At 38.8% G+C, this 26,482-nt stretch carries 29 protein-coding genes and 1 pseudogene; 8 read left to right on the forward strand and 22 right to left on the reverse strand.

Annotation, left to right across the window (positions count from 1 at the left end; genetic code table 11):
- Positions 1 to 121: pseudogene (locus ACJHV0_RS00210) on the reverse strand (lactate dehydrogenase); the annotation flags it as partial.
- Positions 122 to 246: 125 nt separating this feature from the next.
- Positions 247 to 735, reverse strand: coding sequence for a type 3 dihydrofolate reductase (folA, locus tag ACJHV0_RS00215; RefSeq protein ID WP_483133044.1), 489 nt, complete (start codon positions 733 to 735; stop codon positions 247 to 249).
- Between the two features lie 110 nt (positions 736 to 845).
- On the opposite strand from folA, the gene proB reads away from it, so the two are divergent.
- From proB to ACJHV0_RS00235, 4 genes are read left to right on the forward strand one after another with little or no spacing between them, the layout of a single operon-like run.
- The gene (gene proB / locus ACJHV0_RS00220; protein ID WP_334238940.1) at positions 846 to 1,937 is read left to right on the forward strand and encodes a glutamate 5-kinase; all 1,092 of its coding nucleotides are present in this window, start codon (positions 846 to 848) and stop codon (positions 1,935 to 1,937) included.
- The gene (locus ACJHV0_RS00225) at positions 1,937 to 2,701 is read left to right on the forward strand and encodes a TSUP family transporter (RefSeq protein WP_483133045.1); all 765 of its coding nucleotides are present in this window, start codon (positions 1,937 to 1,939) and stop codon (positions 2,699 to 2,701) included. The genes proB and ACJHV0_RS00225 overlap by 1 nt, the downstream gene beginning before the upstream one ends.
- Positions 2,702 to 2,703: 2 nt before the next feature.
- Complete coding sequence (gene nth, locus ACJHV0_RS00230; protein WP_334234990.1) at positions 2,704 to 3,339, forward strand: endonuclease III; 636 nt, start codon at positions 2,704 to 2,706, stop codon at positions 3,337 to 3,339.
- 28 nt (positions 3,340 to 3,367) lie between these two features.
- Complete coding sequence (locus ACJHV0_RS00235; protein ID WP_483133046.1) at positions 3,368 to 4,603, forward strand: multifunctional CCA addition/repair protein; 1,236 nt, start codon at positions 3,368 to 3,370, stop codon at positions 4,601 to 4,603.
- A 104-nt stretch (positions 4,604 to 4,707) separates the two neighbouring features.
- Here the strand turns inward: ACJHV0_RS00235 and ACJHV0_RS00240 are convergent, their stop codons facing one another.
- From ACJHV0_RS00240 to iscR, 11 genes are all read right to left on the reverse strand, one after another.
- Entirely contained in the window at positions 4,708 to 5,496 is a 789-nt protein-coding gene (locus ACJHV0_RS00240) for a glycosyltransferase family 2 protein (protein ID WP_334238947.1), read from the reverse strand.
- A gap of 115 nt (positions 5,497 to 5,611) precedes the next feature.
- Positions 5,612 to 5,806, reverse strand: a complete 195-nt coding sequence (iscX, locus tag ACJHV0_RS00245; RefSeq protein WP_006248391.1) for a Fe-S cluster assembly protein IscX — start codon at positions 5,804 to 5,806, stop codon at positions 5,612 to 5,614.
- Positions 5,806 to 6,147 (reverse strand): ISC system 2Fe-2S type ferredoxin, encoded by a 342-nt coding sequence (gene fdx, locus ACJHV0_RS00250; protein ID WP_025217569.1) that lies wholly within the window; start codon positions 6,145 to 6,147, stop codon positions 5,806 to 5,808. The genes iscX and fdx overlap by 1 nt, the downstream gene beginning before the upstream one ends.
- A gap of 16 nt (positions 6,148 to 6,163) precedes the next feature.
- The gene (locus tag ACJHV0_RS00255; protein ID WP_025236214.1) at positions 6,164 to 6,529 is read right to left on the reverse strand and encodes an Imm51 family immunity protein; all 366 of its coding nucleotides are present in this window, start codon (positions 6,527 to 6,529) and stop codon (positions 6,164 to 6,166) included.
- 9 nt (positions 6,530 to 6,538) lie between these two features.
- The gene (hscA, locus tag ACJHV0_RS00260) at positions 6,539 to 8,392 is read right to left on the reverse strand and encodes a Fe-S protein assembly chaperone HscA (protein WP_483133047.1); all 1,854 of its coding nucleotides are present in this window, start codon (positions 8,390 to 8,392) and stop codon (positions 6,539 to 6,541) included.
- A 57-nt stretch (positions 8,393 to 8,449) separates the two neighbouring features.
- Positions 8,450 to 9,082, reverse strand: coding sequence for a DUF2625 family protein (locus ACJHV0_RS00265; RefSeq protein WP_334233924.1), 633 nt, complete (start codon positions 9,080 to 9,082; stop codon positions 8,450 to 8,452).
- Positions 9,083 to 9,116: 34 nt separating this feature from the next.
- Positions 9,117 to 9,638, reverse strand: a complete 522-nt coding sequence (hscB, locus tag ACJHV0_RS00270) for a Fe-S protein assembly co-chaperone HscB (RefSeq protein ID WP_483133048.1) — start codon at positions 9,636 to 9,638, stop codon at positions 9,117 to 9,119.
- A 9-nt stretch (positions 9,639 to 9,647) separates the two neighbouring features.
- Positions 9,648 to 9,971 (reverse strand): iron-sulfur cluster assembly protein IscA, encoded by a 324-nt coding sequence (iscA, locus tag ACJHV0_RS00275; RefSeq protein ID WP_025236218.1) that lies wholly within the window; start codon positions 9,969 to 9,971, stop codon positions 9,648 to 9,650.
- Between the two features lie 108 nt (positions 9,972 to 10,079).
- Complete coding sequence (iscU, locus tag ACJHV0_RS00280; RefSeq protein ID WP_188156489.1) at positions 10,080 to 10,463, reverse strand: Fe-S cluster assembly scaffold IscU; 384 nt, start codon at positions 10,461 to 10,463, stop codon at positions 10,080 to 10,082.
- Positions 10,464 to 10,493: 30 nt separating this feature from the next.
- Positions 10,494 to 11,714 (reverse strand): IscS subfamily cysteine desulfurase, encoded by a 1,221-nt coding sequence (locus ACJHV0_RS00285; RefSeq protein WP_334238956.1) that lies wholly within the window; start codon positions 11,712 to 11,714, stop codon positions 10,494 to 10,496.
- 56 nt (positions 11,715 to 11,770) lie between these two features.
- Positions 11,771 to 12,223, reverse strand: a complete 453-nt coding sequence (gene iscR, locus ACJHV0_RS00290) for a Fe-S cluster assembly transcriptional regulator IscR (RefSeq protein ID WP_283385672.1) — start codon at positions 12,221 to 12,223, stop codon at positions 11,771 to 11,773.
- Between the two features lie 359 nt (positions 12,224 to 12,582).
- Here iscR and ACJHV0_RS00295 point away from each other — a divergent pair, with 359 nt between their 5' ends.
- Together ACJHV0_RS00295 and ACJHV0_RS00300 are read left to right on the forward strand one after the other, a co-directional pair.
- Positions 12,583 to 13,917, forward strand: a complete 1,335-nt coding sequence (locus ACJHV0_RS00295) for an outer membrane protein transport protein (protein WP_483133049.1) — start codon at positions 12,583 to 12,585, stop codon at positions 13,915 to 13,917.
- 63 nt (positions 13,918 to 13,980) lie between these two features.
- Entirely contained in the window at positions 13,981 to 14,535 is a 555-nt protein-coding gene (locus ACJHV0_RS00300) for a methylated-DNA--[protein]-cysteine S-methyltransferase (RefSeq protein ID WP_334236249.1), read from the forward strand.
- Between the two features lie 12 nt (positions 14,536 to 14,547).
- Here the strand turns inward: ACJHV0_RS00300 and ACJHV0_RS00305 are convergent, their stop codons facing one another.
- From ACJHV0_RS00305 to ACJHV0_RS00320, 4 genes are all read right to left on the reverse strand, one after another.
- The gene (locus tag ACJHV0_RS00305; protein WP_483133050.1) at positions 14,548 to 16,389 is read right to left on the reverse strand and encodes an ATP-binding protein; all 1,842 of its coding nucleotides are present in this window, start codon (positions 16,387 to 16,389) and stop codon (positions 14,548 to 14,550) included.
- Positions 16,390 to 16,444: 55 nt separating this feature from the next.
- Positions 16,445 to 17,971, reverse strand: a complete 1,527-nt coding sequence (locus ACJHV0_RS00310) for a subtype B tannase (RefSeq protein WP_483133057.1) — start codon at positions 17,969 to 17,971, stop codon at positions 16,445 to 16,447.
- Between the two features lie 123 nt (positions 17,972 to 18,094).
- Positions 18,095 to 19,345 (reverse strand): tetratricopeptide repeat protein, encoded by a 1,251-nt coding sequence (locus ACJHV0_RS00315; protein WP_483133051.1) that lies wholly within the window; start codon positions 19,343 to 19,345, stop codon positions 18,095 to 18,097.
- A 120-nt stretch (positions 19,346 to 19,465) separates the two neighbouring features.
- Positions 19,466 to 20,329 (reverse strand): EamA/RhaT family transporter, encoded by an 864-nt coding sequence (locus ACJHV0_RS00320; RefSeq protein ID WP_483133052.1) that lies wholly within the window; start codon positions 20,327 to 20,329, stop codon positions 19,466 to 19,468.
- A 175-nt stretch (positions 20,330 to 20,504) separates the two neighbouring features.
- Here ACJHV0_RS00320 and ACJHV0_RS00325 point away from each other — a divergent pair, with 175 nt between their 5' ends.
- Positions 20,505 to 21,260 carry an alpha/beta hydrolase gene (locus ACJHV0_RS00325; protein ID WP_483133053.1) on the forward strand — a complete coding sequence of 252 codons (756 nt, stop codon included), beginning with the start codon at positions 20,505 to 20,507 and terminating at the stop codon, positions 21,258 to 21,260.
- A 1-nt stretch (position 21,261) separates the two neighbouring features.
- Here the strand turns inward: ACJHV0_RS00325 and ACJHV0_RS00330 are convergent, their stop codons facing one another.
- A complete protein-coding gene (locus tag ACJHV0_RS00330; RefSeq protein WP_025247894.1) occupies positions 21,262 to 21,747 on the reverse strand; it encodes a YbaK/prolyl-tRNA synthetase associated domain-containing protein in 486 nt (161 codons plus the stop codon).
- A gap of 65 nt (positions 21,748 to 21,812) precedes the next feature.
- On the reverse strand, positions 21,813 to 22,346 hold the full coding sequence (gene smrB / locus ACJHV0_RS00335) for an endonuclease SmrB (RefSeq protein ID WP_025236230.1): 534 nt from the start codon (positions 22,344 to 22,346) through the stop codon (positions 21,813 to 21,815).
- 104 nt (positions 22,347 to 22,450) lie between these two features.
- On the opposite strand from smrB, the gene prmB reads away from it, so the two are divergent.
- Positions 22,451 to 23,395 carry a 50S ribosomal protein L3 N(5)-glutamine methyltransferase gene (prmB, locus tag ACJHV0_RS00340; RefSeq protein ID WP_283385664.1) on the forward strand — a complete coding sequence of 315 codons (945 nt, stop codon included), beginning with the start codon at positions 22,451 to 22,453 and terminating at the stop codon, positions 23,393 to 23,395.
- Between the two features lie 85 nt (positions 23,396 to 23,480).
- Here prmB and murQ read toward each other — a convergent pair whose 3' ends face one another.
- The 3 genes from murQ to queF all read right to left on the reverse strand — a co-directional run.
- The gene (gene murQ, locus ACJHV0_RS00345) at positions 23,481 to 24,392 is read right to left on the reverse strand and encodes an N-acetylmuramic acid 6-phosphate etherase (RefSeq protein ID WP_483133054.1); all 912 of its coding nucleotides are present in this window, start codon (positions 24,390 to 24,392) and stop codon (positions 23,481 to 23,483) included.
- Positions 24,393 to 24,398: 6 nt separating this feature from the next.
- Positions 24,399 to 25,535 (reverse strand): anhydro-N-acetylmuramic acid kinase, encoded by a 1,137-nt coding sequence (locus tag ACJHV0_RS00350; protein WP_483133055.1) that lies wholly within the window; start codon positions 25,533 to 25,535, stop codon positions 24,399 to 24,401.
- Positions 25,536 to 25,721: 186 nt separating this feature from the next.
- Positions 25,722 to 26,482: NADPH-dependent 7-cyano-7-deazaguanine reductase QueF (gene queF / locus ACJHV0_RS00355; protein WP_483133056.1), on the reverse strand; the 761-nt coding region annotated here is incomplete at its 5' end.

The following is a 26,482-nucleotide window of genomic DNA, read 5'->3' on the forward strand; positions in this document are numbered from 1 at the left end:
AAACCACAAAACAGGCACAACCTAATGAATTGACTAAACGAAGTTTAATTACATCTTTTAATAAAAACGAACTAGCAACTAATACCATTGCAACATAGCCTAAAATTTCAACATAGTTCATTGAAGTCTCCTAAAATTAAAATAAACACCTATATTCTAAAATGTCTGCGATTATTTGTATCTAAGGCTAAAAATAGCAAAGGTTTGCGTTCATATTTTTCTTTTTGATTGCTTATTTATTCACCATTAACGACGTTTAAGCACCATAAAACGACAACGATAAGGGTTATTTTCATCAATTTTTGACCATTTTTCTTCCACAAATTGCCAATTTTCTTCATCAAATTCGAAGAAGGTATCGCCCTCAATTTCTGCCTGAATTTCGGTTAAATAAAGCGTATCTGCCGTTGGTAAGGCTTGTTTAAATAACTCTCCGCCACCGATAATCATAATTTCATCGCTATTTGCAAAACTTTTGGCTAATTCGACCGCTTGTTCCAATGATGTTGCCGAATAAGCCCCTTCCACCTCAAAACCTGAACGAGAAAGAATAATGTTCGGGCGTTTTGGTAGTAGTCTGCCGATGGATTCATAGGTTTTTCGCCCCATAATCACTGGTTTTCCTACTGTATTTTGGCGAAACCACGCCAAATCTACAGGTAAATGCCACGGCATTTGGTTATCTTTGCCAATGACTTTATTTTGGGTGCAGGCAACAATTACGCTAATTTTCATTTTCTATCCTTTTATGCAATTTGGTTTGATTTTATATCAAATTAAGCGTGATTTTACACCTTAAAAGTGATAATTTTATTCGTATAATTTTTAAATAAAGTGAATCAGTTATGTCAAAAACTATCGTCATTAAATTTGGAACGAGTACCCTCACTCACGGCACAAAAAGTTTAAGCCGCCCTTATATGCTGGAATTAGTGAAGCAAATTGCCGAACTTCATAAAAATCATCGGGTCATTGTTGTAACCTCTGGTGCAGCTGCAGCAGGGCGTGATTACTTAGGGCATCCTGAACTACCGAAAACCTTAGCCTCAAAGCAAATGCTTGCGGCAGTTGGGCAAAGCCAGCTTATTCGTGTGTGGGAAAATTTATTTGATATTTACAATATTCACATCGGGCAAATGCTACTGACTCGAGCAGATTTAGACGATCGTGAGCGTTTTTTAAATGCTCGTGATACACTTGATGCTCTACTCGCTCAAAAAATTATCCCTGTCATCAATGAAAACGATGCGGTCGCTACTGAAGAATTTAAAGTAGGCGATAACGATAATCTCTCGGCTCTTGTGGCAATTCTCGCACAAGCGGATCAGCTCTATTTATTAACCGACCAAGAAGGTTTATTCAGTGCCGATCCTCGTTCAAACCCTGATGCAAAATTGCTCTCGGTAGTTGAAAAAATCACCCCTGAAATCCGCCAAATTGCAGGCGGCAGTTCAACCGGCTTAGGCACGGGTGGAATGAGTACCAAGATTACCGCAGCCGATATTGCCACTCGTTCGGGGGTGGAAACCATTATCGCTTCTGGCTCTCGTCCAAATGTGTTGGTGGATTTAGCCAATGGTGAAAACATCGGTAGCAAATTTTTAGTACAATCTGACCGCTTGGAAGGCAGAAAACGTTGGCTATTTGCCGCCCCACAAGTAGGGGAAATTGTGGTGGATCTGGGAGCAGAACAAGCATTGCTCGCACATAAATCACTGCTGCCTGTGGGCGTTTCTGAAATCAAAGGCGAATTTACTCGAGGTGAGGTGATCAAAATCTTCAACCAAGACGGGAAAGCAATTGCTCTCGGCATCGCTCGCTATAGCAGTGAGGCACTACTTCGCATTAAAGGCAAAAAATCGAAAGAGATCGAATCGCTACTGGGCTATGAATTTGGCTCGGTTGCCGTCCACAGTGATGAAATGGTGGTGTATTAATGGAACTTGGAATTGATATTTTAGCTATTTTACTTGGTGTTGCTATACTTGCCGGCTTTATTGATGCAATTGCCGGCGGCGGTGGTTTACTCACTATTCCGGCATTGATGGCGGCAGGGCTGCCACCGGCAATGGCTTTAGGTACAAATAAATTACAAGCCTGTGGTGGATCATTTTCTGCCTCATTTTATTTTATCCGCAAAAAAGCCGTCAATTTAAAGCAAATTTGGCTACTGATTTTATGTACATTTATTGGCTCGGCAGTGGGTACTATTTTTGTTCAAAGTATTGATGTCGAATTTCTGAAAACGTTACTCCCATTTTTAATCTTGATTATCGGCATCTATTTTTTAGTCAGCCCAAGTGTAGGCGATGAAGATCGCAAACAACGAATTAGCTTTACTACATTTGCGTTTACTGCTTCCGTTGCACTTGGTTTCTATGATGGTATGTTTGGTCCTGCAACAGGATCTTTTATTACACTAGCCTTTATTTTATTGCTGGGCTTTAATCTTCCTAAAGCAGTTGCTCACGCAAAAGTAATTAACTTTACCTCTAACTTTGCCTCACTTATTTTCTTTACAATTGGTGGTGCTGTTATCTGGAAAGTCGGTTTAATAATGATGGTCGGGCAATTTATTGGCGGTACACTCGGTGCTAAAATGGTAATGACAAAAGGCAAAAAATTAATTCGCCCAATGTTGGTAACAATGTCATTTATCATGGTTGCCAAAATGCTCTATGAACAAGGAATTTTTAATTAACAATGAATAAAGCAAAACGTGTTGAAATTTTAACTCGCTTACGAAACGAAAATCCGCACCCGACAACGGAGCTGAACTACAGTAATCCGTTTGAATTATTGATTGCGGTTATCCTTTCTGCACAAGCAACAGATAAAGGAGTAAACAAAGCAACCGATAAATTATTTCCTGTTGCCAATACGCCACAAGCAATTTTAGATTTAGGTGTAGATGGGTTAAAAGAGTATATTAAAACGATCGGATTATTTAACAGCAAAGCGGAAAATATCATCAAAACCTGCCGAGATCTGATTGAAAAACATAACGGTGAAGTGCCGGAAGATCGTGATGCTCTCGAAGCTCTTGCCGGTGTAGGTAGAAAAACCGCCAATGTAGTAATGAATACCGCTTTCGGACACCCCACCATTGCGGTAGATACACATATTTTTCGTGTGTCTAATCGTACCAATTTTGCTCCCGGTAAAAATGTGGTACAGGTTGAAGAAAAGCTACTTAAAGTTGTGCCCGATGAATTTAAAGTAGATGTTCACCATTGGTTGATTTTACACGGTCGCTACACTTGTGTTGCCCGTAAACCTCGTTGTGGCTCGTGCATTATTGAAGATTTATGCGAGTTTAAAGAAAAAACGGATATGTAAGCGGTCATATTTTTAGAGAGTTTTGCAAATGGATATCTATTTAATTGGCGGTGCGGTGCGAGATCAGCTTCTCGGCTTACCTGTGAAAGACCGAGATTTTTTAGTGGTGGGAGCAACTTCAGAGCAATTATTAGCACAAGGCTTTCAACAAGTGGGGGCTGATTTTCCTGTTTTCCTCCACCCTGAAACTAAAGAAGAGTATGCTTTAGCCCGCCAAGAACGCAAGCAAGGCAAAGGCTACAATGGTTTCATCTGTGATTTCTCGCCAACTGTTACCCTTGAACAAGACTTAATCCGCCGAGATTTAACCATTAATGCCATTGCACAAGATGAAACAGGCAAGATTTTTGACCCTTATGGCGGTGTTCAAGACTTAGAAAACAGAATTTTACGCCATATCTCCCCTGCTTTTAGTGAAGATCCTCTACGTGTATTACGTGTTGCCCGCTTTGCTGCTCGTTTTCACACTTTTGGCTTTACCATCGCTGATGAAACCTTAGCCCTAATGCAAGAACTCTCCGGTAGCGGTGAGCTAGAAAACCTTACCGCTGAGCGGATATGGCTTGAGACAGAGAAAGCCTTTGTCGAAGCAAACCCCCAAGTTTATTTCGAGGTTTTACGCCAAGTAGGTGCGTTAAAAGTGCTTTTTCCAGAAGTCGATAAACTCTTTGGCGTACCGCAACCACCTCAACATCACCCAGAAATTGATTCTGGCATACATACGTTAATGGTATTAGAACAGGCTAAGCGATTTGCAAAAAATGCGGAAAATCCGACCGCTTTACTCTTCTCTGCCCTATGCCACGACTTAGGAAAAGGGCTAACCTCTTCAGATATTCTCCCGCATCATTACGGACACGAGGTAAAAGGCATTCAACCCACTCGAAATTTAGCCAATCGACTCAAAATTCCAACAGAGGTTAAAGATTTTGCTCTTTTAGTAACCGAATACCATACCCATTGCCACAAAATGGCAGAACTCCGTCCTGAAACCGTTATTAAACTCTTTAATGCTTTAGACGTTTGGCGAAAACCAAAACGATTTTTTGATTTTCTGCTCGCTTGTGAGGCTGACGCAAAAGGGCGATTAGGCTTTGAAAACCGAGATTACCCACAAGCCGAACTGGCAAAAAGTTATTATCACGCGGCAATGGAAGTAGATGTTCAACAAGTTATTCAAGAGGGCTTTGAAAAACAAGCTATTCGAGAAGAGTTAAATAAGCGTAGGATTTATGCTGTGAAAAAAGTAAAATATAAAAAATGATCTTATTTTCTTAGGTCCTAATAGATATTAGCCAGATATGATTTACATTGCATAGGAAAACTTTGATTCTTTTTAGGCATCAATATTGCTGCTTCTTTCCAGAGTTAGGGGCGAATTAATTTATCCCCACTTCCTATTATTGATTTTAGTGCAATATAAAAGGCTTCTTCTATCTTATCTTCTGTAAAATAGACACTAGAAAAGACTTCCCAAATTTTCCCAAGACCGAATGTTTTAGGATTCATTCTATAATTCACTGTAAAATTCTCGGTACCAACTGATTTCAAATTTAGTTCTTTTTTTAAAGTATTAAATACTACTCTATCATTACCAAATCCTTGAATATTCCAAGTCGTAGCTAAGTTTTGAGCTACTTTACGGCGAAAAGCATAACAATTGATATCGACAAAAGGCTCAAATGCTAATTTAATCGGAAAACTTAATTCTTCAAATTCAAAATGAGCAAACTCAGGATGTTCACATCCATAAAAACCGATGCTATCTACAGTATCTTTACAGAGAAAAGAACCATCCATTCTTACCATATTTCTGAAGCTATAAACCCAGTCTGATGAAGAGCTTTGAAAAGCATCTGCTAAAGTTTCAATATGATTAGATTCATAAAAATTATCATCATCAAGAAAACAGATTATATCTTCTTCAACAATAAAAGGAGCAATAGCATTTATTCGGCTATTATACCAACCACCTTTACCCGTATTAATAGGTAAATAGATCGGGATTACATCAGGATATTTTGCGATAATTTTTTCAGATGCTTGCCAATAATCTTTGCCATCAATAAATATATAATGTTTTACAGGATAAGTTTGATTTCTCACACTTACTATAGCTTCTTCTAATTCAGAACGTCCAATTGTGCTAGTAATCACAGCAAAAGTTAAATGCTGTGTGCTGTGATGTATTCATTATTTAACCTTCTATTTATCGTCAAAGACAATTTAAAAATAAAATCCCTCTTTAAAATATAAAGAGGGAATGAATTATTTACTCGTACTCTTCTAACCAAATCGTTAAAATTGCTTCAAGAATATGTTCGTTTGATGCTTCCGGATCATCATCAAAATCTTCCATTTCGCAGATCCATTTGTGCATATCGGTAAAACGTACCGTAGTTGGATCTAAATCCGGATTCATATCATACAGATTTTCTGCAATCATTCGGGTATCTGTCCATTTCATTAGTGTGCTGCCTCATTTGCGTGATTTAAGTTATATTTTGGAATTTCAACAACTAAGTCTTCTTCGCCCACAATGCATTGACAACTTAAGCGGCTATCCATTTCCAATCCCCAAGCTTTGTCTAACATATCTTCTTCTTGGTCTGTCGTGTCGTTTAACGAGTCAAAACCCTCACGAATCACAACGTGGCAAGTGGTACAAGCACAAGAACAGTCGCAAGCGTGATGAATTTCAACACCGGCATCGTGTGCAACTTCTAATAAATTATCCCCAGCTTTAGCTTCAACAACCATACCTTCTGGGCAGAACTCTTCGTGTGGAAGAAATACAATTTTTGGCATCTTAATTTTCCTTTAATTAATCCCATTCAATATTATCTATATGCTCACCAATGAAGTTTAAAATTTCGTCTTCATTTTCAACCAAATAGACGATAATATTTTTCAATTCTCTCGCTTTTTCTTTGCTTTTCTCCGAAAGCGGATAAGTTACATAATAACATTCGGCTTCCGGATCTTCCTCTAATAACTCTAATAGGCTTGGTCGATAAATACTAAGATAAGCTCTTAAAAATGCCGCCCAATTATAGCCGTTCATATAAGCGACTTCATATTCAGCATTAATCCGCTCGCCCAATTCAAAAATACGGTTATCTTCTAAATCAAATTCCACCGCAACAATTCTAAACTGCTCTGAGAGTTCGGTTTTTACATAATTAGACATAAAAGCTCCTTATGCAAGATCGTCCATCTTTTTCCCTGCCAACGCTTTTTGAATAGATAGATTCATACGACGTGCGGCAAATTCTTGCGTAGCTAACTCTAAATCTTTAATTCCTTGTTGAATTGCTAGGCGATCTGTACCTGATTTTAACTCAATTAAACGAGCTAATTCTGCTTCAATCGCTTTAAATTCTTCAATGCTTAGCACTTCCGAACCGTCTTCTTTCAATGCCACTACGACACTATCAATCACACGGTCTGCTTCTACCCTTTGTTCAACAAGCTGACGGGCTTCCATATCTTCTTTCGCATTTGTCATAGAAGATTTAATCATCTGAGTAACTTCTTCATCAGTTAAGCCGTAAGATGGTTTAATTTGAATAGATGCTTGAACCTTCGTCGATTTTTCCATTGCCGTTACATTCAATAAACCGTCTGCATCCACTTGATAAGTTACGCGAACTTGTGCCACACCGGCTGCCATTGGTGGAATTCCACGTAATGAAATCTTACCTAACGAACGGCAATCTTCCACCAACTCACGCTCGCCTTGTAGCACGTGGATAGTCATTGCAGTTTGACCATCTTTCGCTGTAGTAAACTCTTGGGCTCTTGCGACAGGAATAGTGGTATTGCGTGGAATAATTTTCTCTACCAAGCCGCCCATTGTTTCAATGCCAAGCGATAACGGTACAACATCTAGCAATAGCATATCAGCATCTGGTTTATTGCCAACTAAAATATCCGCTTGCACTGCTGCACCAATTGCCACAACTTTGTCCGGGTCGATAGAAGTTAAAGGAGGTTTACCAAAAAATTCGCCCACGCTTTCACGCACAAAAGGCACTCGGGTTGAACCGCCAACCATCACTACTTGCAATACTTCATCAGCTTCTACACCAGCATCTTTCAATGCTCGGCGACAAGTCATTAATGAGCGTTTTACAAGCGGTTGAATTAGCTCATTAAATTGCAAACGGCTGACTGTGCCTATCCAATTTGCAAATTTCACCTCAAATTCGACCGCTTGTGAAAGAGCAACTTTTGCTTGAGTCGCTAAGGTTAATAATTCACGCTGTTCGCTTGCAGTTTGGGGTTTATAATTAGCTTGTTCGGAAATCCAATCAGCTAATAAATGGTCGAAATCATCACCACCGAGTGCGGTATCACCTGCAGTTGCCAGTACTTCAAATACGCCTTTGCGTAAACGTAAAATAGATAAATCGAAAGTACCGCCACCTAAATCATAAACGGCAATCACGCCTTCTTGCCCGCTATCTAATCCATAAGCAATTGCCGCCGCCGTTGGTTCATTTAATAAACGTAATACATTCAAACCTGCAAGGCGAGCCGCATCTTTAGTGCTTTGGCGTTGAGCATCATCAAAATAAGCAGGAACAGTAATGACTACACCCGATAATTCTCCGCCTAAACGTTTTTCTGCGAATTGTGCTAAGTGGCTTAAAATATCTGCTGAAACTTCAATCGGGCTTTTGTTGCCTTGTGCAGTTTGAATGAGCGGCAAGCCATTTTCGCTCGCATTAAATTGATAAGGTAAATTAGTATAACGTTGCTCAACATCAGCAAGCGAACGCCCAATTAAACGCTTGGCGGAAATAACCGTATTTTGTGGATCAAGTGCTGCTTTTGCAAAAGCCTCAACACCGACTGTTTTTTCAGTTTCGCTGTAATGCACAACCGATGGCACTAATGCTCTTTCTTGTTCATCTAACAGCACTTGCACTTGTCCACTACGAACTGTCGCAACCAATGAATTTGTTGTGCCTAAATCAATTCCTACTGCTAATCTATGTTGATGTGGTGCAGCGGTTTGACCCGGTTCAGAAATTTGTAATAATGCCATTATATTTTTATCTCTCTAAATTCTATTACTCTCTCCCCTTGTGGGAGAGAGTTAAAACTAAGCCACCGAATAACCCATATTTTCAGGGGCAAAGATGCTTTGGTAGTGGCGTTCAATCGGCACCGCAATTTTGCTGTTTAAATCTAAAATTTGATGACCTTGCAATTTTTCCACATCGGCTTGCCAATTTTCCCAGCGAAATGCCTTGTAAAAAGCATTTAAATCGCCCGCTAACGCCCAGCCTAAAAATTCAGAATAGCCGAAATTTAAATTTTCCCATTTATGCGTTTTCGGGTGATGGTAATACACTTTGCCGATATCATCCCCAATTCCACCTGCATTAATGGCAAAATAACCACCAATCGCATCATCCGCAATCAGCAAATGGCTTGGTTGCTCGCCAGATTGTTTAAAAGTTTTACCGAAGTTCCAATCAAATAAACCTCGCGGTAATTTTTCATTGCCCGAGCCTAAAATGCGTAACCAACCGTGATCAATTAAAACACCACCTGTTTCATAAAGCATTGCTCCAAGTGGGGAGCGAGTGGAAAGCTGCATTCCGACTAATGCTGAACCGGCATCTTCAGGATAACTTACCAAAATCTGGTAATGGTTTTTAGCTTGGGCAAACCAGTCTCTTAAAATTAGCCAAGCGGATTGTTTATCTAATAATTCTTCTAAACTTTTCATTTGCAAAATCCTAATAAAATTAGACCGCTTATATTTACATTTCAAACAACTTTTCTTCTACTTTCTCAATTTGAATAATCAATTTTTTGAAATAGCGTAATTTATCGGTTAGGGCATTGGCTTTTTGCCATTGTTCTGCATTTAATTCCGTTTCAAGCTGTTGAAGTACTGTTTTTTGTTCTGTTTTAATCTGTTTTAAAAAAGCGATTAATTCAGTTTCATCTTTACGATGTTCAATGGTTTCGAGTTTTTCGTGCCATTCAAGCTGTTGCATTAAGAAATCCACATCTCGCATACTTTTTTCTTCGAGATTTTTAGCTTCACCTGTATAGATTTCAATGATAGATTCTGCTCGTAAAATCGGATCTTTAAGAACATTTAGTGCATCATTCACATCTGCCGATTTTTGTACTGCTTCAAGTTGTTCTGCACTAGAACGGCTGGCAAAATTATCCGGATGAAGCTGTTTTTGTAAAGCAAGATAACGCTCCGAAAGCTGGGCGTTATCAAGTTGGAATTGAACAGGCAGATCAAAAAGTGTAAATGGGTTACTCATTTGTTCTCCTTACACACTAAAGCTTTCGCCACAACCACATTCATTTTTTACATTTGGGTTGGTATATTTAAAGCCTTCGTTTAAGCCTTCTTTTACAAAGTCTAATTGCGTGCCGTTAAGGTAAGTGAGGCTTTTTTCGTCCACAATCACTTTTACCCCGTGTTGCTCAAATACGTTATCGTCTTCATTTAATACATCAACAAATTCCAGTACATAGGCTAAGCCCGAACAACCCGACGTTTTTACGCCAAGCCTTAAGCCTATACCTTTGCCTCTGTTTTCTAAGAATGTACGAACTCGGTTTGCGGCGGCTTCTGTTAAGGTAATACTCATAGGTGTCCTTATGTGAATGGATTAAATCAAGATAGAAATAGCAAATGCAAGCGGTAAAATTTTGCAAATTTTTTGCAAAAATCGACCGCTTGCATTTATTGTATCATATTACTTCGCTTGTTTTTCTTTATAGTCTGCGATCGCTGCTTTAATCGCATCTTCTGCAAGAATTGAGCAGTGAACTTTTACCGGTGGTAATTCTAGCTCTTCTGCGATGTCGCTGTTTTTAATTGCACCTGCTTCATCTAAAGATTTACCTTTTACCCACTCGGTAATTAACGAGCTTGATGCGATTGCAGAACCGCAACCGTACGCTTTAAAACGTGCATCTTCAATGATACCTTGCTCGTTTACTTTAATTTGTAAACGTAAAATATCACCACACGCAGGTGCACCTACCATACCTGTACCTACATCTGATGCTTCTTTATCAAATGTACCCACATTACGTGGATTTTCGTAATGATCGATTACTTTCTCGCTATATGCCATTTTTGTATTCCTTCCAATTTAATTTATTAATTAATGATGGTTCCATTCGATTTTGCTTAGATCCACACCGTCTTTAAACATTTCCCAAAGTGGAGAAAGTTCACGTAATTTCACAATCGCTTTTTTCACGATTTCGATAGTGTGATCGATCTCTTCTTCCGTTGTCCAACGACCTAATGTGAAACGAATTGAGCTGTGAGCTAACTCATCATCACGACCGATGGCACGTAACACATAAGAAGGCTCTAAACTTGCAGAAGTACAAGCTGAACCTGATGATACTGCGATATCACGTAATGACATCATTAATGACTCACCTTCAACAAAGTTAAAGCTGATGTTTAAGTTTGAACCTACGCGTTTACCTTCTTCCATTGAGCCGTTTACATACACTTCTTCGATATCTTTGAAGCCGTTGTATAAGCGATCACGCAATACGGTTAAACGAGCCATTTCGCTTGCCATTTCCTCTTTCGCAATACGGTATGCTTCGCCCATACCTACGATTTGGTGAACAGGTAATGTGCCTGAACGCATACCACGCTCGTGCCCACCACCGTGAATGATCGCTTCTAAGCGAACACGTGGTTTACGGCAAACATATAAACCGCCGATACCTTTTGGTCCGTATAATTTGTGGCTTGAGAAAGACATTAAATCAACATTTAAGTCTTGTACATTCACTTCAATTTTACCAACAGACTGTGTTGCATCTACGTGGAAAATGATTTTTTTCGCACGGCAGATTGCACCGATCTCTTTAATTGGTTGAATTACGCCCATTTCGTTATTTACGTGCATTACTGACACTAAAATGGTATCCGGACGAATTGCAGCTTCAAATTTTGCTAAATCTAATAAACCATCTTCTTCAGGATCTAAATAAGTTACTTCAAAACCTTCTCGCTCTAACTGACGGCAAGTATCTAATACCGCTTTGTGTTCAGTTTTAACTGTGATGATGTGTTTACCTTTTGTTTGATAGAAGTGTGCAGCACCTTTAATTGCAAGGTTGTCGGACTCAGTTGCACCAGAAGTGAAAACGATTTCACGGCTGTCTGCACCGATTAAGTCAGCAATTTGGTTACGAGCTACATCAACCGCTTCTTCTGCTTCCCAACCGAATTTGTGAGAGCGAGAAGCCGGGTTACCAAAGATACCGTCTTTGGTCATATATTCCATCATTTTTTTCGCAACACGTTCGTCCATTGGCGTGGTTGCTGCATAGTCCAAATAAATTGGTAATTTCATTGTTACTCCTAGTTAAAACAACTCACAAGCGGTTGTTTTTATTAAAAATTTTGCAATTAGTGATGATGAGGATGTTCGTGACAATGTTCTTTTTCACAATCGTGATCAGCGTGTTCCTCGGCTAAATCCGCCACTGAAATTGTCCCTAAGAACTGCTCAATTTGATCTTCTAATCGCTCCCACAAAGAATGCGTTAAACATTGAGAATCTTTACGGCAGTTACCGCTACCCTTACATTTAGTAACGTCAATATTTTCATTAACCGCAGAAATAATCATTCCTACGCTAATTTCTTCCGGTTTTTTACCTAATTGATAACCACCACCCGGACCTCGAACGCTCTGCACAATACCATCACGGCGAAGTTGAGCAAAAAGTTGCTCTAAGTATGAAAGCGAAATTGCTTGGCGGTCTGAAATATCAGCTAAACTCACCGGCTCTGATTTACCGTGTAAAGCAATATCTATAATAGCTGTTACTGCATAACGCCCTTTTGAGGTAAGTTTCATAAAATATCCTCGTAATTTTATCCAGAAAACCTCTGGAGCAATGTGTAAATTTTGATATAACCCACCAATTTAGTCAATCATTTAAGCACTAATCGGTGTGAAAGGTTTTATATATTAAAAAAACGTAAAAATAATGGGTCTATTATACGAAAAAATAGCCCAAAATACCAAAAAATAAACTTATTTATAAACAATATAATTTCATTACTACTCACATTTAACTGATCGGAACAGTTGAAATTTTGCAAAAATTGATTGATAGCATACGTCTTGCTCTCTAAAATCAGTCCGTTATATTTTTAACAATCGTAATTTATTATTAAAATTAACTATTTTTCATATTATTTAAGAGACTTATTATGAAAATTTTTTCAAAAACATTACTTGCATCATTAGTTACACTTTGTTCAGCAGGCACTGCTCACGCAGCAGCATTCCAATTAGCTGAAGTTTCAACATCCGGTTTAGGTAGAGCTTACGCAGGTGATGCGGCTGTAGCGGATAATGCTTCTGTAGTTGCAACCAACCCTGCCTTAATGACATTATTCAAACAAACCGAAATTTCTGCAGGTGGAATTGTTGTAAATGCTGATGTTGATGTTGATGGCACACTTGGTGGCGTATTCAAGGCTTCACAAAAAAATATTATTCCTACAGCTGTAGTACCAAATTTATACATCGTTTCCCCAATCAATGACCGTTTTGCTATTGGTGGTGGAGTGAATGTAAACTACGGTTTAAAATCTCGCTTTGCTCCTGACTATGCTGCAGGTGTTTATGGTGGTAATACTCAACTACAAGCAATCAATTTTAATTTAAGTGGTGCATACAATTTAGGCTACGGATTTAGTGCTGGTGCAGGCTTAAATGTTATTTATTCTAAAGCAGAATTTATCCGTCATTTAGGTGTTGGTGGTAAAATTTTAGGTTCTCGTTTAGAACCTTTAGCTGCGAATGCTGCAAAAACTCTTGCACAAATGCAAAATGGTACAGAAGTTTCTCGTGTACACGGCGATGAATGGAGTTTAGGCTGGAATGCTGGTTTAATGTATGAAATTAATGAAAGAAACCGTTTAGGTATTGCTTATCACTCAGCGGTAAACGTGAAATTTAAAGGGCATTACTCAAACGCATTCCCAACAGCATTTAATGGATTATTAGCAATACCAGCCATTGCTGCACAATCCCCTATTAGCCAAGCTACTGGTGGTCAAGAAATTCCTGGACGTTTAACATTACATCTTCCAGCTTATTGGGAAATTTCAGGTTATCACAAATTAACCGACAAATTAGCAATGCAATATAGCTACAAACGTACAGAATGGGAAAAATTCAAAGCCTTAACCGCTTATGGTGAATCAGGTAATGTACTTCTTCATAAAGAAGAAAATTATAATGACTCTTCGCGTGTTGCGTTAGGTTTCTCTTATGATGTAAACGAAGCATTAACCTTACGTACAGGTATCGCTTATGATGAGACTGCAAGTGTAAGAAGTCCGTCTATTTCTATTCCTGATACAGATCGTGCTTGGTACACACTTGGTGCAACTTACCGTTTTACACCAAATCTTTCTGCAGATTTAGGCTATGCTCACCTTAGAGGTTCAAAAAATACCTTTAAAGAGGGCAGTGCAGTATTTAATGTTAAATCACGTGCAAACCTTTACGGTTTAAACGTAAACTATAAATTCTAATTTAATGAATTAATGTTAAAAGAGGTGTAAACTAAATTACACCTCTTTTTTATTGAATTTAAAATGAAATCTCAAATTTACTACGATTATTACCAAAGCCCAGTAGGTAGATTACTTTTACTCGCCCAAAACGAAGGGTTAATTTATATTGAATTTGAACAAGAGCAACGCACAACTTCTGTTGAACCATTTACCAAAGCAAGCTCTACAAGCGGTTCAATTTTAGAAATTTTTTGCAAAACAAAAGAGATTTTAGACCGCTATTTCGCAGGGGAAAAAATCCCCTTTCAGCAGTTAGATTTTCTTGCTCCACAAGGTACGGAATTTCAACAGTCTGTTTGGAAAATTTTGCGTGAAATTCCTTACGGCGAAACCACAACCTACGGTGAAATTGCCAAAAAATTAGGCAAACCAAGTGCTATGCGTGCGGTAGGCGGAGCGGTTGGGCGAAACCCAATTTCGATTTTAGTGCCTTGTCATCGGGTGTTAGGTAAAAATCAAACATTGACAGGGTTTGGTGGTGGCTTACCAAATAAACGTTTTCTGCTGGCATTAGAAGGAATAGCCTATCAAGATAAAGGCATTGAATTTGTGAAGCCGAAAATAAAGAAATGGTAGCGTAGGACGCACTCAGTGCGTCTCTACGTATTCCTTAGCTAATTGTAAATCAGTCTGCCATTTTGAACTAATGATTTCTGCCCATTTCTCAATATTTTGCTCCCACTGCTCGCCATTATCAGACTGGGCAAGTTGAGCAATTTGTTGTAGTTGATGTAACCCAACCGATGCCAATGCTCCTTTGATTTTGTGAGCTTCGTCCGCCGTTAATTTACGGCTTTCGGCAGAATTTGTGATTTGCCAATCAGTTAAATAACGCTGTAAATTTTCCAAATAAGCTGGCATTAACTCAGCAAATAAATCCATATTGCTAAGAACATTTGCTTTCCCCATTACCTCAACCAATTCATTGAGCATTGTGATGTTATAAGATAAATTTTCAGAATTATTAGCTACAAGCGGTTGTTTTTCTTCATTTTTTTGCAAGAAGTCATTATCAAAATAGTGATTTAGACAATTCACCAAGGCTTCTAAAGATAACGGCTTACGAAGTACATCGTCCATACCTTGTGCTTGATAATCTTTTTGATTTTGAATGACATTCGCCGTTAAAGCGATAAGTAGCGGTAAATAATCAATTTCCTCGTTTTCATAACGGTTTCTTAATGTTTGTGCAATATCAAAACCTGTAGTATCAGGCAATTGAATGTCTAATAAAATTAAGTCGTAGCTATTTTGCTCAAAGCATTTAAATGCTTCTTCTCCTGTCATTGCAACATCAACTTCGCAGCCCACTTTTTCTAACATTGCTTGAGCAACCACTACATTCATCTCAATATCTTCAACTAAAAGCACCTTTAACCCGTGCTTTTGAATATCTAATTCAGGCTTGGTTTCCGTACTTTCTGCGTGAATGGTTAGGGTAAAGGTTGAACCTTGATTTTCTTGGCTTTTTACCATTAAATCTCCGCCCATCAGTTTTGCAATACGTTTTGAAACCGATAGACCAATGCCACTCCCTTGTGCTTTTTTCTCTTTCGAATTTTCAGCTTGGTAGAACATATCGAAAATTTTGCGTTGTTCTTTTTCAGGAATACCAATCCCCGAATCCGCCACACTAAAACTAAATTGCTCTTTCTCTAATTGGCAAATTTCCAACAAAATTTGACCGCTTGTTGGGGTAAATTTCACGGCATTGCTGATTAAATTCCATAAAATTTGGCTTAGACGGGCGTAGTCCGTATAAATATATTTAGGTAAATTCGATGGATATTTTAATTTAAAATCAATATTTTTATTACCCGCCATAAAGTTACCGAAATTTGCGATATCTTGAATTAATTGCTCAAATTCAACCTCTTTTCTAAACAACTCAATGCGGCTACTGTCAATTTTTTCTAAATCGATAATATCGCCAAAAATATGTGCTAATGCCGTTGCACTCATATTGATGGTTTTGAGATATTCTTGCTGCTTTTCGCTTTGTTGTTCATCAAGCAAAATTTGGCTTAAGCCAATAATTCCATTCAGCGGCGTGCGTAATTCGTGGCTAATAGTTGCCATTAAGATCGTTTTATCACGGTTGTTTTTCTCTAATTTAGCGTGGAGATAAGCATCTTGCTCTCGAAGCTCTTCCAGATCTTTTACTGCTTTTTCTAAGCGTAAACGAGAACGCTCCAACTTTTCGACTAAAAGTGTAAAAAAGTAGAGTACAAAAGGGGCAGAAATTAAGCCAAATGCGATGGAACGTAAGATATCCACTACAACTACTCTGCCTATAAATAGATAGGTTAATCCACTTTGAATTAAAATTGCGGAAACGGCGACCACAAAAAAACCGAGTAAAGAGGCTCTTAATCGCCCTAATCTTAATACCCAATTTACATATTTTTGACTAAATTTTTTAACTTGCATAATCTTCAATCTATAAAAAAGCAGATCTTTCGATCTGCTTATTCTACTCTATTTTTTATGGTTTGCCTTTGACGATTTCATCAACCCATTGGAATAGCTCTTCTAAGTCATAATCGCCTGAATGTGGCATACCCCACGGGGTTTCATAGTTCACGTTTTTACCTGCCATTTGTAGTTTAATCGCTAGAATAGCTGAAATGGCGAGAGAGGTATCACGATCCGCCGTACCCACTCGAATTCGCCAATGCTCTGCCGCATTTGGATTATCCAAATAATACATTGGGTTCATTCTTTTCACCATTTGCGGATCGGCTAAGTTGATGCTCTGATTTGATGAACGTTCTGCACTATAAAGCGTGAAATGGCGATTGTTTTCCGTATATGTACCAAATAAATTATTTTCTCCAGAAGTCGCATTCAACGCATCAAATGCAGGTGGTGATTTCATTCGTTTATCTGAAAACACATAACCGAACCAATCTACATTGCTGATTTTACCCTTTTCAAAAGATAACCAGCTAATTTCTTGAAAGAGTTTTTGTCCCTCACTATTTTCCGTTAATTGACTATAGGCTTTATTGGCGGAATCTTTAATCACATTTGCTAAATAATCTTTAAAAGAACCATTGCCTTTTGGATCAAGCATTAAGGCATTTCCGTTTTCATCTTGTAGGTGCAAACTATTTAGATAAATGGGAAAACGCTCAGCAAGCTCATTAGATACCTTAATTTCTGCCTCACTCAATGTACCTTCAAGTTTCGGCTTAGGTTTTGAGCGGTCATTAAATTCCGCTGAATTTAATTTACTCATATCAATACGGCTAAATTCGTTTACACCGTTAAATTGCCACTCATACGCTATATCTGCATTTTCAAGATTAGTAATAGGTGCATAAGCCGAAACAGCAAAGATTTTATCACTCGCTTTTAATGCTCCAATTTCATTGAAATAAGGCTCATAATCAAAATGATCGGCTGAAGCCCCTAACAAGGCAGATAACGCCCCTCCCGCACTGGTACCGTTTGCGATAATTTTATTGGCATCACCCGGCATTTTTTCATCATTAGCGTGTAAATATCGCACTGCTGATTTTAAATCAATAATGGCAGCCGGAGCTTTGCCAATAAATTTTCCGTCTTTTTGTAACGTACGCCCACGAGCTCCAACACTTGCCACCACATAGCCTTTTGAAAGAGCTACCAAAATCGCACTTGGAGAATCATTACGCCCTTTTTTATCATAGCTTGCGGCTTTTGCCGGCATATAACCACCTATCGAATTTGGTAAGAAAATCGGTGCAGTATTCATTTTATAACCATTGATCTCACCTTCATTATAATAAGCTTCGGGCACATAAAAATTGAGTGTTTGATATTCAGGATCAACAGGATTGTTTACATAAACAATTCGCTCAAAAGAGCGGAATTGGATTTTCTCACCATTTACTTCTGCTTCAACAGAACGAGCCTTTTGATCGTTAAACGTTAAATCGTAACCTGAGTCGGTTTTGTTAAAGAAAGGAATAGGCTCTTCTACAGGTTTTTCAGGCATTGTCGCAAAAGACCGGGTAGTTAATGCCATTACAGCAATCATTGTAGATAAAATATTTAGTTTCATTTTTATTCTCTAAATTGAAATCGGGGCTATAAATGTCTAATCAATTAGCAAATTATTCTTTATGCTATGACAAAAAATACCCGAAAATTATCCATATATTAATTCAATACGGCTCAACCCGGTATTTATCCCATTTGCATAACGTTTAGGAATAAATCCTTCTATATAGCCATCTTCAGCAATCACTTCATACTGACAAATAAGCCTTTCATCTTGAATCTGAGGTGATGAATCAAAAGTATGAGAAATAACAATGCTAGAATGTAACTTCCAAACCACTTTATTGCCTTTTTTAAGTTTTGGAGTTGCTGCACGGAAAATAGAGCCACCTTCATTACAGCCAATATGAGTTAAGCTAAAATCAAAACCTACCTCTGAAATAGGATTTGCATTCATAAATCCAAAAATCCTATCACTTGCATATAGATCTTGCTGTACATAGCCCCAAACTTTTTCTCTTAAAAAATACTGATCGGTAAATCGACTTGTATCACCATACTTTCTAACATAGTCATACATTTTCTCTGTTACATTCGGAATACTACCGGCAATGGCTCCCCAGAGCCCAGCTAAAATTAATTCTGTATGAGAGCCTGAATCTCGAATCGTATGAAAACGGCAACCGCTTGCAATCCATTCTGCAACAGTCGTCGCCTCCCTTTTAGAGATAACGGAATCTGCATCTCTAAATATAATATAACCTACACTCTCATCGTCCATTGCCAAAAAACGCCACATTGTTTTAGACAAAGATTTTTCTTCACCTTGCACATAAATAATTTCACTATGAGGACTTGTTAATCGTTGAATTGCTTCTTCAGGTACTGTTTCATCTACATAAAAACGACAGATCCAATTAGGATAAACTTCATTAACTAGTTGTACATTTAAAACTGCGGTTTCGATATATGCAGAACTTGCACCAAATAGAGAGAAGCTAATAATTTTTTTCTTTTTCTCTATATCAGATTGAATTGCAGGTAAGGCAGGTAAAATCGGATTATTTACTTTATGTTGAGCGTGTCTTAGTTCTAAAGCTGCTCTACCATAAGGGGCTGCATTTTTCCAATCGAAAAGAGCACCATAGGCGTGGGATAGCACATCAAAATTATTGATCTCGCTTGGTTCAAGTTCAACTGCTTGTAGTGCATAGCTAACAGCATCTTGCCAGCGCTCAAGTTTAATACACATAGTTGATGCTGCCGATAAGAAAAAATCAGTGTCATAGCCAAGCAGCAAAGCCTGTTTAGCAATATCAAGAGCTTTTTCATAATTTCCAGTTTTTTGATAAAGCAAAATTTCTTGTCTAAACTGTGTCGCTTGAATATGTATTTCCATTTTTATCTCGCTTATATAACTATTTTGTTAGTTAATCTTAATAAGATCACTCTCTTTTATCAAATTATATACATTAAAAGAGAGTGATGCCTGAATTATATTAATTATTATTGGTAAAAATTATCGCCAATAAAATAAACAAATAATCGCCACAATCGCAATCGCTACGCCTAAATAGTTCACTTTATGGATTTTCTCTTTAAAGAAAAATGCTCCCACGAATGTGCCTAAACAGATAATACCTAAGTTCATCCCGGTGAAAACTAAGGTTGGGTCGTCTTTCATCGCTTGGTGGGCTTGAATGTAGAATAAAATATTGCCGAAATTCAACACACCTAACAGTAAACCGACTAACACGCTTGGAACGTGCCATTGAGTGCGTTTTAGCAGTAAGTAGATAAACATAAAACAACCCGCTCCAATAAAGGCAATGGCTAGAGTAACGGGGAATGCCGAGCCGGATTTGGCGATCTGTTTGAATAAAATATCATTTACGCCATAACCTACCCAAACAAGGAAAAGGCTGATAATCGCAATTTTGCCGCCTTTTTCCATTCCTTGATTACCTTTCCACAGTAAGCAGCCTAATGCAACAAAAGCTAATAACAGAGCCATTAATTTATTATTGGTAACTTGTTCGCCAAAAATGGTGAACGCCGCCAAAATCGGTAGGAATAATGATAAACGCTGTGCCGCATCAGTGCGGATAATCCCTGCAAATTCCAATGCTTTTGCTTGCACTAAGAAAATAGTTGGCAATGTGATGCTTAAAATTACAAAAATATAGGCAGACGGATTGGTTGCCATAATTTCAGTGATAGATTGCCCTTGAAAATCGGGCTTAAGCAATAGAAACGTCATTGTCGTTGTTACGATATAGTTTACTGCAATGCTTTGATCGATTCGAATGCCTTTTTGGCGAGCGTATTTAATTAATACCCCTACCGTAACACTACATAAAATAGCAAAAATAAGTTGCAACACTTTTTGTTTTCTCCTTTTAAAAATGAAGGCTGTATTCTATAAATATGTTCAATTTTTCGCTAGTAGCAAGCGGTTAAATTTTGCTGAAAATTTGCAAAAAATTAGAGAGTTCCGACCGCTTGTAAGAGAAAAGTGCTAAAATGATTTCAAACAAGCTGTATAAGATTAAATAAATATGGAAAAGCTCTTTGATATTAACGAACAAGGTTTTAGCATTCGTTGTAAGCTCTTTTATGAAAAAGAGCTTCATAACATTGAAAATGTGGTGCTCATTTTGCACGGTTTTGGTTCATCAAAAGATTTAAAATCAAACACCAAATTTGGCGAGCGTTTAAGCTCAAAATATAAAGGCTATGCGGCGATCGCTTTTGATTTCCCTTGCCACGGAGCCGATGCCCGCAAAAAGCTTTCCGTTGCCGAATGCCAAACCTATTTGCAAATTGTGATCGATTACGCCAAAAACACGCTGAATGCGAAAAATATCTATGCTTACGGCACGAGCTTTGGCGGATATTTAACGTTGAAATATATTAATGAACAGGGTAATCCGTTCCAAAAAATTGCTTTGCGAGCTCCTGCAGTACAAATTCATCATTCATTGATGAGCCGAATGAGCGAGGAAGAACGCCAGAAACTAGCAAAAGGTAAAGAAATTTTGTGGGGCTTCGACCGCCAAATGAAAATCAGCCAAGCCTTCTTTGACGAACTGGCTGGAGGCGATATTTTCCAAAATGATTATTTGGAAGTTGCTGATCAAATTTTTATTTTACACGGTACAGAAGATGAAATGGTGCCATTAAGCGTTTCACAGCAATTTGCCGATAATAATGTGATTGAACTGTTCCCTATTGAAGGGGCAGATCACGCCTTTTCTAACCCGAAATTAATGGACGTTGCTATCGGCAAAATTGTCGATTTTTTTGCTCCCTAACTTAATCTTTCGCAAACTTCACTAAAGTTGGATTGACGATACGTTGATAATCTGCCGTATTCAGAATAATAGAACGTTCTAACGTGCCGGCATTAAAGGCTAATTCATCGTAACGCTCAAATAAGCTTGGCTCAGCTACCAATAACAAATCGGAATGGAAACTAAACGGCGGAATTGCTCCAAATACACAGTCGGTTAATTCTGCCACTTCCGCCGGGCTGGCAAGTGAGGCTCGAAGCCCTCCAAGATGCTCGGCAATTTTGCTTAAATCTGCTTGGTAATCCGCCGGTAATATTGCTAATACTGCCTGTTTTATGCCATTTCCTTTTACTTTGCAGACTAACGCCTTTGCTCCTTGCCCTATTTCTGTACCACGAATTTTTGCCACTTCTTCCGATTTCCCCGCAGAAGAATGTTCCACTATCCGATAGCGGGCTTGATGTGAATCTAATAATGCCGTAAGTTGTTGAAAAGTTTGTTCTGACATTGGTTCTCCTTACAAAACAATAACAAGCGGTCTTTTTCTACTCAAAATTTGCAATTATCCTCATTTTAACGCCCAAACATTTTTTCCGGGTTTTCCGGCTGCTCAACTAAAATTAAAATCGCAGCATCTCCGCCCCACTCTTTTGGTGCTTGATGTAACGCCATAATTTTCGGGTGTTGTACCAGCCAGCGAGGAATTTGGTCTTTCAGCGTGCGAGTGCCAAAGCCTGTCATAATACTGGCACAAAACACGTTTTCTCTCTCACAAGCCAAAATTAAAGCTGCCAACTCTTTTTTCGCTTTTTCTCTGGTCAAACCGTGCAGATCCAGAAACAGTTCCGGCTGAAAATCACCCCGTCTGAGCTGCTTTAAAATATAAGGATCAACATCTTCACGCAGATATTTCACTTTTTCATTTTCTTCTTTGAGCAAAGGCTCGTATTCATCAGAAAAATAGAACTCAATATCCGCTTTTTCTTTTAACTCTCGTAATTCCTGTAGTTTTTTACGAGGTTCTGATTTGGGTACATAAGTATTTTGTGTTATTTTTTTCGTGCCTTTAGCCGCTTCTCTAAATAATGCAAATTCGTCTTCTAACATATTCTCTGACATAATCTTTTCCTTCTCTATAATTTTTACATTCTAACACAAAGCAAAATATGGTATAAAACAGCAATTCTATAATTATGCAAAAGGCACTAAAAATGTTTAAATATAATATCGAACTTCTTGATGAAATTGCAGCCCTACCCGTTGTGAATGATTTAGCCACCATTCAAGATATGATGCGTTGGGCGTATAGCTATTTCAATGCTTCCGATCTTTACTACGGGCACGGTTATGACAACGCGTGGGACGAAGCCCAACAATTAGTATTAGCCGGGCTTTATCTGCCTTTTGATGTGCCGGAAGCACTTTACTCTTCCCGATTAACACGAGCGGAAAAAGAACGTGTTATTCACTTAATTTGCGAGCGTTTAGGCTCTCGTAAACCTGTGGCTTATTTAACTCATTCGGCTTGGTTCTGTGGAAGTGAATATTATGTGGACGAGCGTGTCATTGTGCCACGCTCCCCAATCGGTGAGCTTATCAAAAAAGGCTTTAAAGGCATTATCAAAAATGAGCCACACCGCATTTTAGATATGTGTACTGGCAGTGGTTGCATTGCGATTGCTTGTGCAGAGCGTTTTCCGGATGCGGAAGTGGATGCAGTCGATCTTTCACTCGATGCGTTAGATGTGGCTCAAATTAATATTGAGCGTCATCAAGTATCACATCGTGTATTCCCGATCAGCTCAGATTTATTTAACGATATTCCGCAAGATAAATATGATTTGATTGTAACTAATCCGCCTTATGTTGATGCAGAAGATTTAGGCGATATGCCGGAAGAATTTCACCACGAACCCGAATTAGCATTAGGTTCGGGAGCAGACGGTTTGGATTTAACCAAACGCATTTTGGCACAGGCGGCAGATTACTTAAATGATAACGGCGTGTTAGTGTGCGAAGTGGGAAATAGTATGGTACATTTAATCGAACAATTCCCAAGCGTACCGTTTAACTGGTTGGAGTTTGAAAATGGCGGATTGGGTGTGTTTAGTTTGACGAAAGAAGAGTTAGTAAAATACCATCATTTATTTGCTTAAATCTGCCTCCCCTCTCTCTGATAAATCATTCTGAACGAATGATTTATCTGTCTCTCTCCCACAAGGGGAGAGAGCAGACATACTCCTATTTTAACGCCTTTTGTAATCGTCCTTGATTTTGAGCTAATAAGCTTTCCGCTTCCTGCTTATCTAAATTACCTAAAATCATCATAATCGCTAATTTTGCGTTATTTTCAGCTAATTTTAATGTATTTTCAGCTACATATCTTTCACATTCGGTTGCTTGCATTACAATACGGATTGCTCGAGCTTTAAGCTTTTCATTGGTGGCTTGCACGTCTACCATTAAATTTTGGTAGCATTTGCCAATTAAGATCATTGAGGCAGTTGTCAGCATATTTAATACTAACTTTTGTGCTGTGCCCGATTTCATACGGCTTGAGCCGGTCAGCACTTCTGCCCCTACAACCGTATCAATCGCAATATCCGCAATTTGTGCCATCGCCGAATGCAGGTTGCTGGCAATCGAAACTGTTGTTGCTCCTAGAGAATTAGCATATTCCATTGCCCCTAAAACATACGGCGTTCTGCCACTTGCTGCAATACCGACTAATACATCTTTTTGCGAAAAATTGACCGCTTGTAAGTCGGCTTTGCCCTGCTCACGGTTATCTTCCGCCCCTTCAATCGGGAAACGCAAAGCTCTCTCACCACCTGCAATAAGCCCTACCACCATTTCAGGTTTGACACCATAGGTTGGAGGACATTCTGAAGCATCTAGTACACCTAAACGCCCGCTCGTTCCAGCTCCCACATAAACCAATCGTCCACCTTGCTGAAAGGCAACCACGATTTTTTCTACTGCTAAAGCAATTTGCGGCAAGCATTTTTCTACTGCAATAGGCACTTGCTTGTCTTCATTATTGATAATCTGCACAATCTCTAATGCAGAAAGTTCATCAATATTCATTGAGTTTGGATTACGCTGCTCTGTGATCATCTGCCCTAAGGCATTGAGTAAATTCTTTTCTGTCATTTTCCTTTATTCCGCTGAGTAAATTACCCCTAAACTTACCGCTTTTTTTGCCCCTGTTACACTTGGCATATTACTTGGTAAACTATGCATTCGTTGATAAGCCAGCCAAGCAAATGCAGCAGCTTCGACATAATCAATATCTAAACCAAACTCGGTTGTGGTTGCCACACGCCAATTTGGCAGAAGTGCAGATAATCTTTCCATTAACAATGAGTTTCTTGCTCCACCACCACATACCAACAACAGGCAAGGCAATTCAGTTTCAAGTGGAATTAATTCGTTAGCGATACTTTTTGCAGTAAATTCTGCAAGCGTACGTTGCACATCTTCAGGCTTGCAAGCGGTGAAATTTTGCAATTTTTTTGCAAGCCACGTTAAATTGAATAACTCTCTCCCTGTGCTTTTTGGGGGAACTTTACTGAAAAACGGTTCATTCAATAATTCAATCAATAGGTTAGGAATAATCTGACCCGATTTCGCCCACTCGCCGTTTTTGTCGTATCTTTTGCCTTGATGTTGCTCAATCCAACTATCCATCAAGGTATTACCAGCCCCCACATCATAACCAATAGTTGGGCTATTCGGTTTTAGCACTGAAATGTTACTAATACCACCAATGTTTAGTACCACCGTTAAACGATTAGCATCACTAAAAATTGCTTGATGAAAAGCCGGCACAAGCGGTGCCCCCTGCCCTCCAACCGCCATATCTTTACGGCGAAAATCGGCAATAGTGGTGATGCCTGTTTTGGCTGCCACTAAATTCATATCACCAATTTGTGTTGTAAATGGATAAACGGAATCCGGAGAATGCCAAACCGTTTGCCCGTGGCAACCAATGGCTTGAATATTTTCTGCTGTTAGCTGATTTTTCGCTAAAAACGCATTAATAGTTTGTGCATAAAGCAAGCCTAAACGGTGGTCGATTTCCCCCAGCTTTTGGAGATTGGTTTCGCCTGTTTTAAGCAACGCAGAAATATCCGAACGTAATTCCTCCGGCATTGGAAAGAAATCACAAGCGGTCATTTTGGGCGGACTTTTTGCAAAATCCATTAAAGCAATATCTACGCCATCAAGGCTCGTGCCAGACATAACGCCGATATAGTAATTTGAGCTATACTCATTCATCATAAAATTAAACATCTGCTTTACTCGTTACTTTTCTTTGCTTCGCCAAAGAAAAGTAACCAAAAGAAAGGCGATCCGAACTTCACCGCTTTTCTTCGCTTAATTTGAATTGGCTTAACGACAAATTTACATTCGCTTCGCTCAGAGTAAATTTGCCTACCAATTCAAATACGCTCAGGCGGTTCAGATGGGACAATAAAATCACTGTCTTGCCATCCGTAAATTTTCCGGCACTTCCTCAAAATTCGATCTAAACGGATTAATATCCAACCCACCTCGTCTGGTGTAGCGTGCGTAAACAGTCAATTTTTCAGGCTGAGCGAATTGCATTAGGTCGCAGAAAATCCGTTCCACACATTGTTCGTGGAACTCGTTATGTTCACGGAATGAGACCAAATAACGTAATAATTTTTCACGGTTTAGCTTTTTGCCCTTGTAGTGAATTTGTACACTTCCCCAGTCCGGCTGGGAAGTAATTAAGCAGTTAGATTTGAGCAAATGGCTCACTAAAGTTTCTTCTACTACATCATCTTCTGTGATGTTTTCTAAATAATGAGTTGAAAATGCGTAGCTGTCGATTTGAATATCCTGCTCATCAACGCACTCACCTTCGAAATCAACAATCGGTTGTTGCGTGTAGTGCGATAATGTGTAAATTTTTACCGAAACTTGACCGCTTGCACAGTTTGCGAGATCACGTTGGATAGTCTGCTCGACTTCCTCAATGGAATTGAATTTGGTTTGGTTAAAACTGTTTAAATAGAGCTTAAAACTTTTCGACTCAATTAAATTTTCGCTTTTGAAATCAATAGCAACATCTGCAATCGCCACCTGTGGCAAGCCGTTTTTATTAAGCCACGAGAGTTCGTAACACGTCCAAACATCAGCCCCTTGAGTAAACGGCTGAGATTGTGTAATCCCCAACCCATCACGGTTTAATTTGCGGGGGACGGGTTGTAAAA

The organism is Mannheimia sp., from assembly GCF_056854775.1.

What these genes read in the sequence shown, in the direction of transcription:
- prmB (WP_283385664.1), top strand. Translation starts at nt 22,451, where the DNA reads ATGTTTAAATATAATATCGAACTTCTTGATGAAATTGCAGCCCTACCC.
- ACJHV0_RS00225 (WP_483133045.1), top strand. Translation starts at nt 1,937, where the DNA reads ATGGAACTTGGAATTGATATTTTAGCTATTTTACTTGGTGTTGCTATA.
- ACJHV0_RS00235 (WP_483133046.1), top strand. Translation starts at nt 3,368, where the DNA reads ATGGATATCTATTTAATTGGCGGTGCGGTGCGAGATCAGCTTCTCGGC.
- hscA (WP_483133047.1), bottom strand. Translation starts at nt 8,392, where the DNA reads ATGGCATTATTACAAATTTCTGAACCGGGTCAAACCGCTGCACCACAT.
- ACJHV0_RS00295 (WP_483133049.1), top strand. Translation starts at nt 12,583, where the DNA reads ATGAAAATTTTTTCAAAAACATTACTTGCATCATTAGTTACACTTTGT.
- ACJHV0_RS00310 (WP_483133057.1), bottom strand. Translation starts at nt 17,971, where the DNA reads ATGGCATTAACTACCCGGTCTTTTGCGACAATGCCTGAAAAACCTGTA.
- iscU (WP_188156489.1), bottom strand. Translation starts at nt 10,463, where the DNA reads ATGGCATATAGCGAGAAAGTAATCGATCATTACGAAAATCCACGTAAT.
- ACJHV0_RS00265 (WP_334233924.1), bottom strand. Translation starts at nt 9,082, where the DNA reads ATGAAAAGTTTAGAAGAATTATTAGATAAACAATCCGCTTGGCTAATT.
- proB (WP_334238940.1), top strand. Translation starts at nt 846, where the DNA reads ATGTCAAAAACTATCGTCATTAAATTTGGAACGAGTACCCTCACTCAC.
- ACJHV0_RS00350 (WP_483133055.1), bottom strand. Translation starts at nt 25,535, where the DNA reads ATGTTTAATTTTATGATGAATGAGTATAGCTCAAATTACTATATCGGC.
- ACJHV0_RS00255 (WP_025236214.1), bottom strand. Translation starts at nt 6,529, where the DNA reads ATGTCTAATTATGTAAAAACCGAACTCTCAGAGCAGTTTAGAATTGTT.
- nth (WP_334234990.1), top strand. Translation starts at nt 2,704, where the DNA reads ATGAATAAAGCAAAACGTGTTGAAATTTTAACTCGCTTACGAAACGAA.
- smrB (WP_025236230.1), bottom strand. Translation starts at nt 22,346, where the DNA reads ATGTTAGAAGACGAATTTGCATTATTTAGAGAAGCGGCTAAAGGCACG.
- iscA (WP_025236218.1), bottom strand. Translation starts at nt 9,971, where the DNA reads ATGAGTATTACCTTAACAGAAGCCGCCGCAAACCGAGTTCGTACATTC.
- ACJHV0_RS00315 (WP_483133051.1), bottom strand. Translation starts at nt 19,345, where the DNA reads ATGGAAATACATATTCAAGCGACACAGTTTAGACAAGAAATTTTGCTT.
- ACJHV0_RS00305 (WP_483133050.1), bottom strand. Translation starts at nt 16,389, where the DNA reads ATGCAAGTTAAAAAATTTAGTCAAAAATATGTAAATTGGGTATTAAGA.
- fdx (WP_025217569.1), bottom strand. Translation starts at nt 6,147, where the DNA reads ATGCCAAAAATTGTATTTCTTCCACACGAAGAGTTCTGCCCAGAAGGT.
- murQ (WP_483133054.1), bottom strand. Translation starts at nt 24,392, where the DNA reads ATGACAGAAAAGAATTTACTCAATGCCTTAGGGCAGATGATCACAGAG.
- folA (WP_483133044.1), bottom strand. Translation starts at nt 735, where the DNA reads ATGAAAATTAGCGTAATTGTTGCCTGCACCCAAAATAAAGTCATTGGC.
- iscR (WP_283385672.1), bottom strand. Translation starts at nt 12,223, where the DNA reads ATGAAACTTACCTCAAAAGGGCGTTATGCAGTAACAGCTATTATAGAT.
- ACJHV0_RS00325 (WP_483133053.1), top strand. Translation starts at nt 20,505, where the DNA reads ATGGAAAAGCTCTTTGATATTAACGAACAAGGTTTTAGCATTCGTTGT.
- hscB (WP_483133048.1), bottom strand. Translation starts at nt 9,638, where the DNA reads ATGAGTAACCCATTTACACTTTTTGATCTGCCTGTTCAATTCCAACTT.
- ACJHV0_RS00285 (WP_334238956.1), bottom strand. Translation starts at nt 11,714, where the DNA reads ATGAAATTACCAATTTATTTGGACTATGCAGCAACCACGCCAATGGAC.
- ACJHV0_RS00300 (WP_334236249.1), top strand. Translation starts at nt 13,981, where the DNA reads ATGAAATCTCAAATTTACTACGATTATTACCAAAGCCCAGTAGGTAGA.
- ACJHV0_RS00330 (WP_025247894.1), bottom strand. Translation starts at nt 21,747, where the DNA reads ATGTCAGAACAAACTTTTCAACAACTTACGGCATTATTAGATTCACAT.
- iscX (WP_006248391.1), bottom strand. Translation starts at nt 5,806, where the DNA reads ATGAAATGGACAGATACCCGAATGATTGCAGAAAATCTGTATGATATG.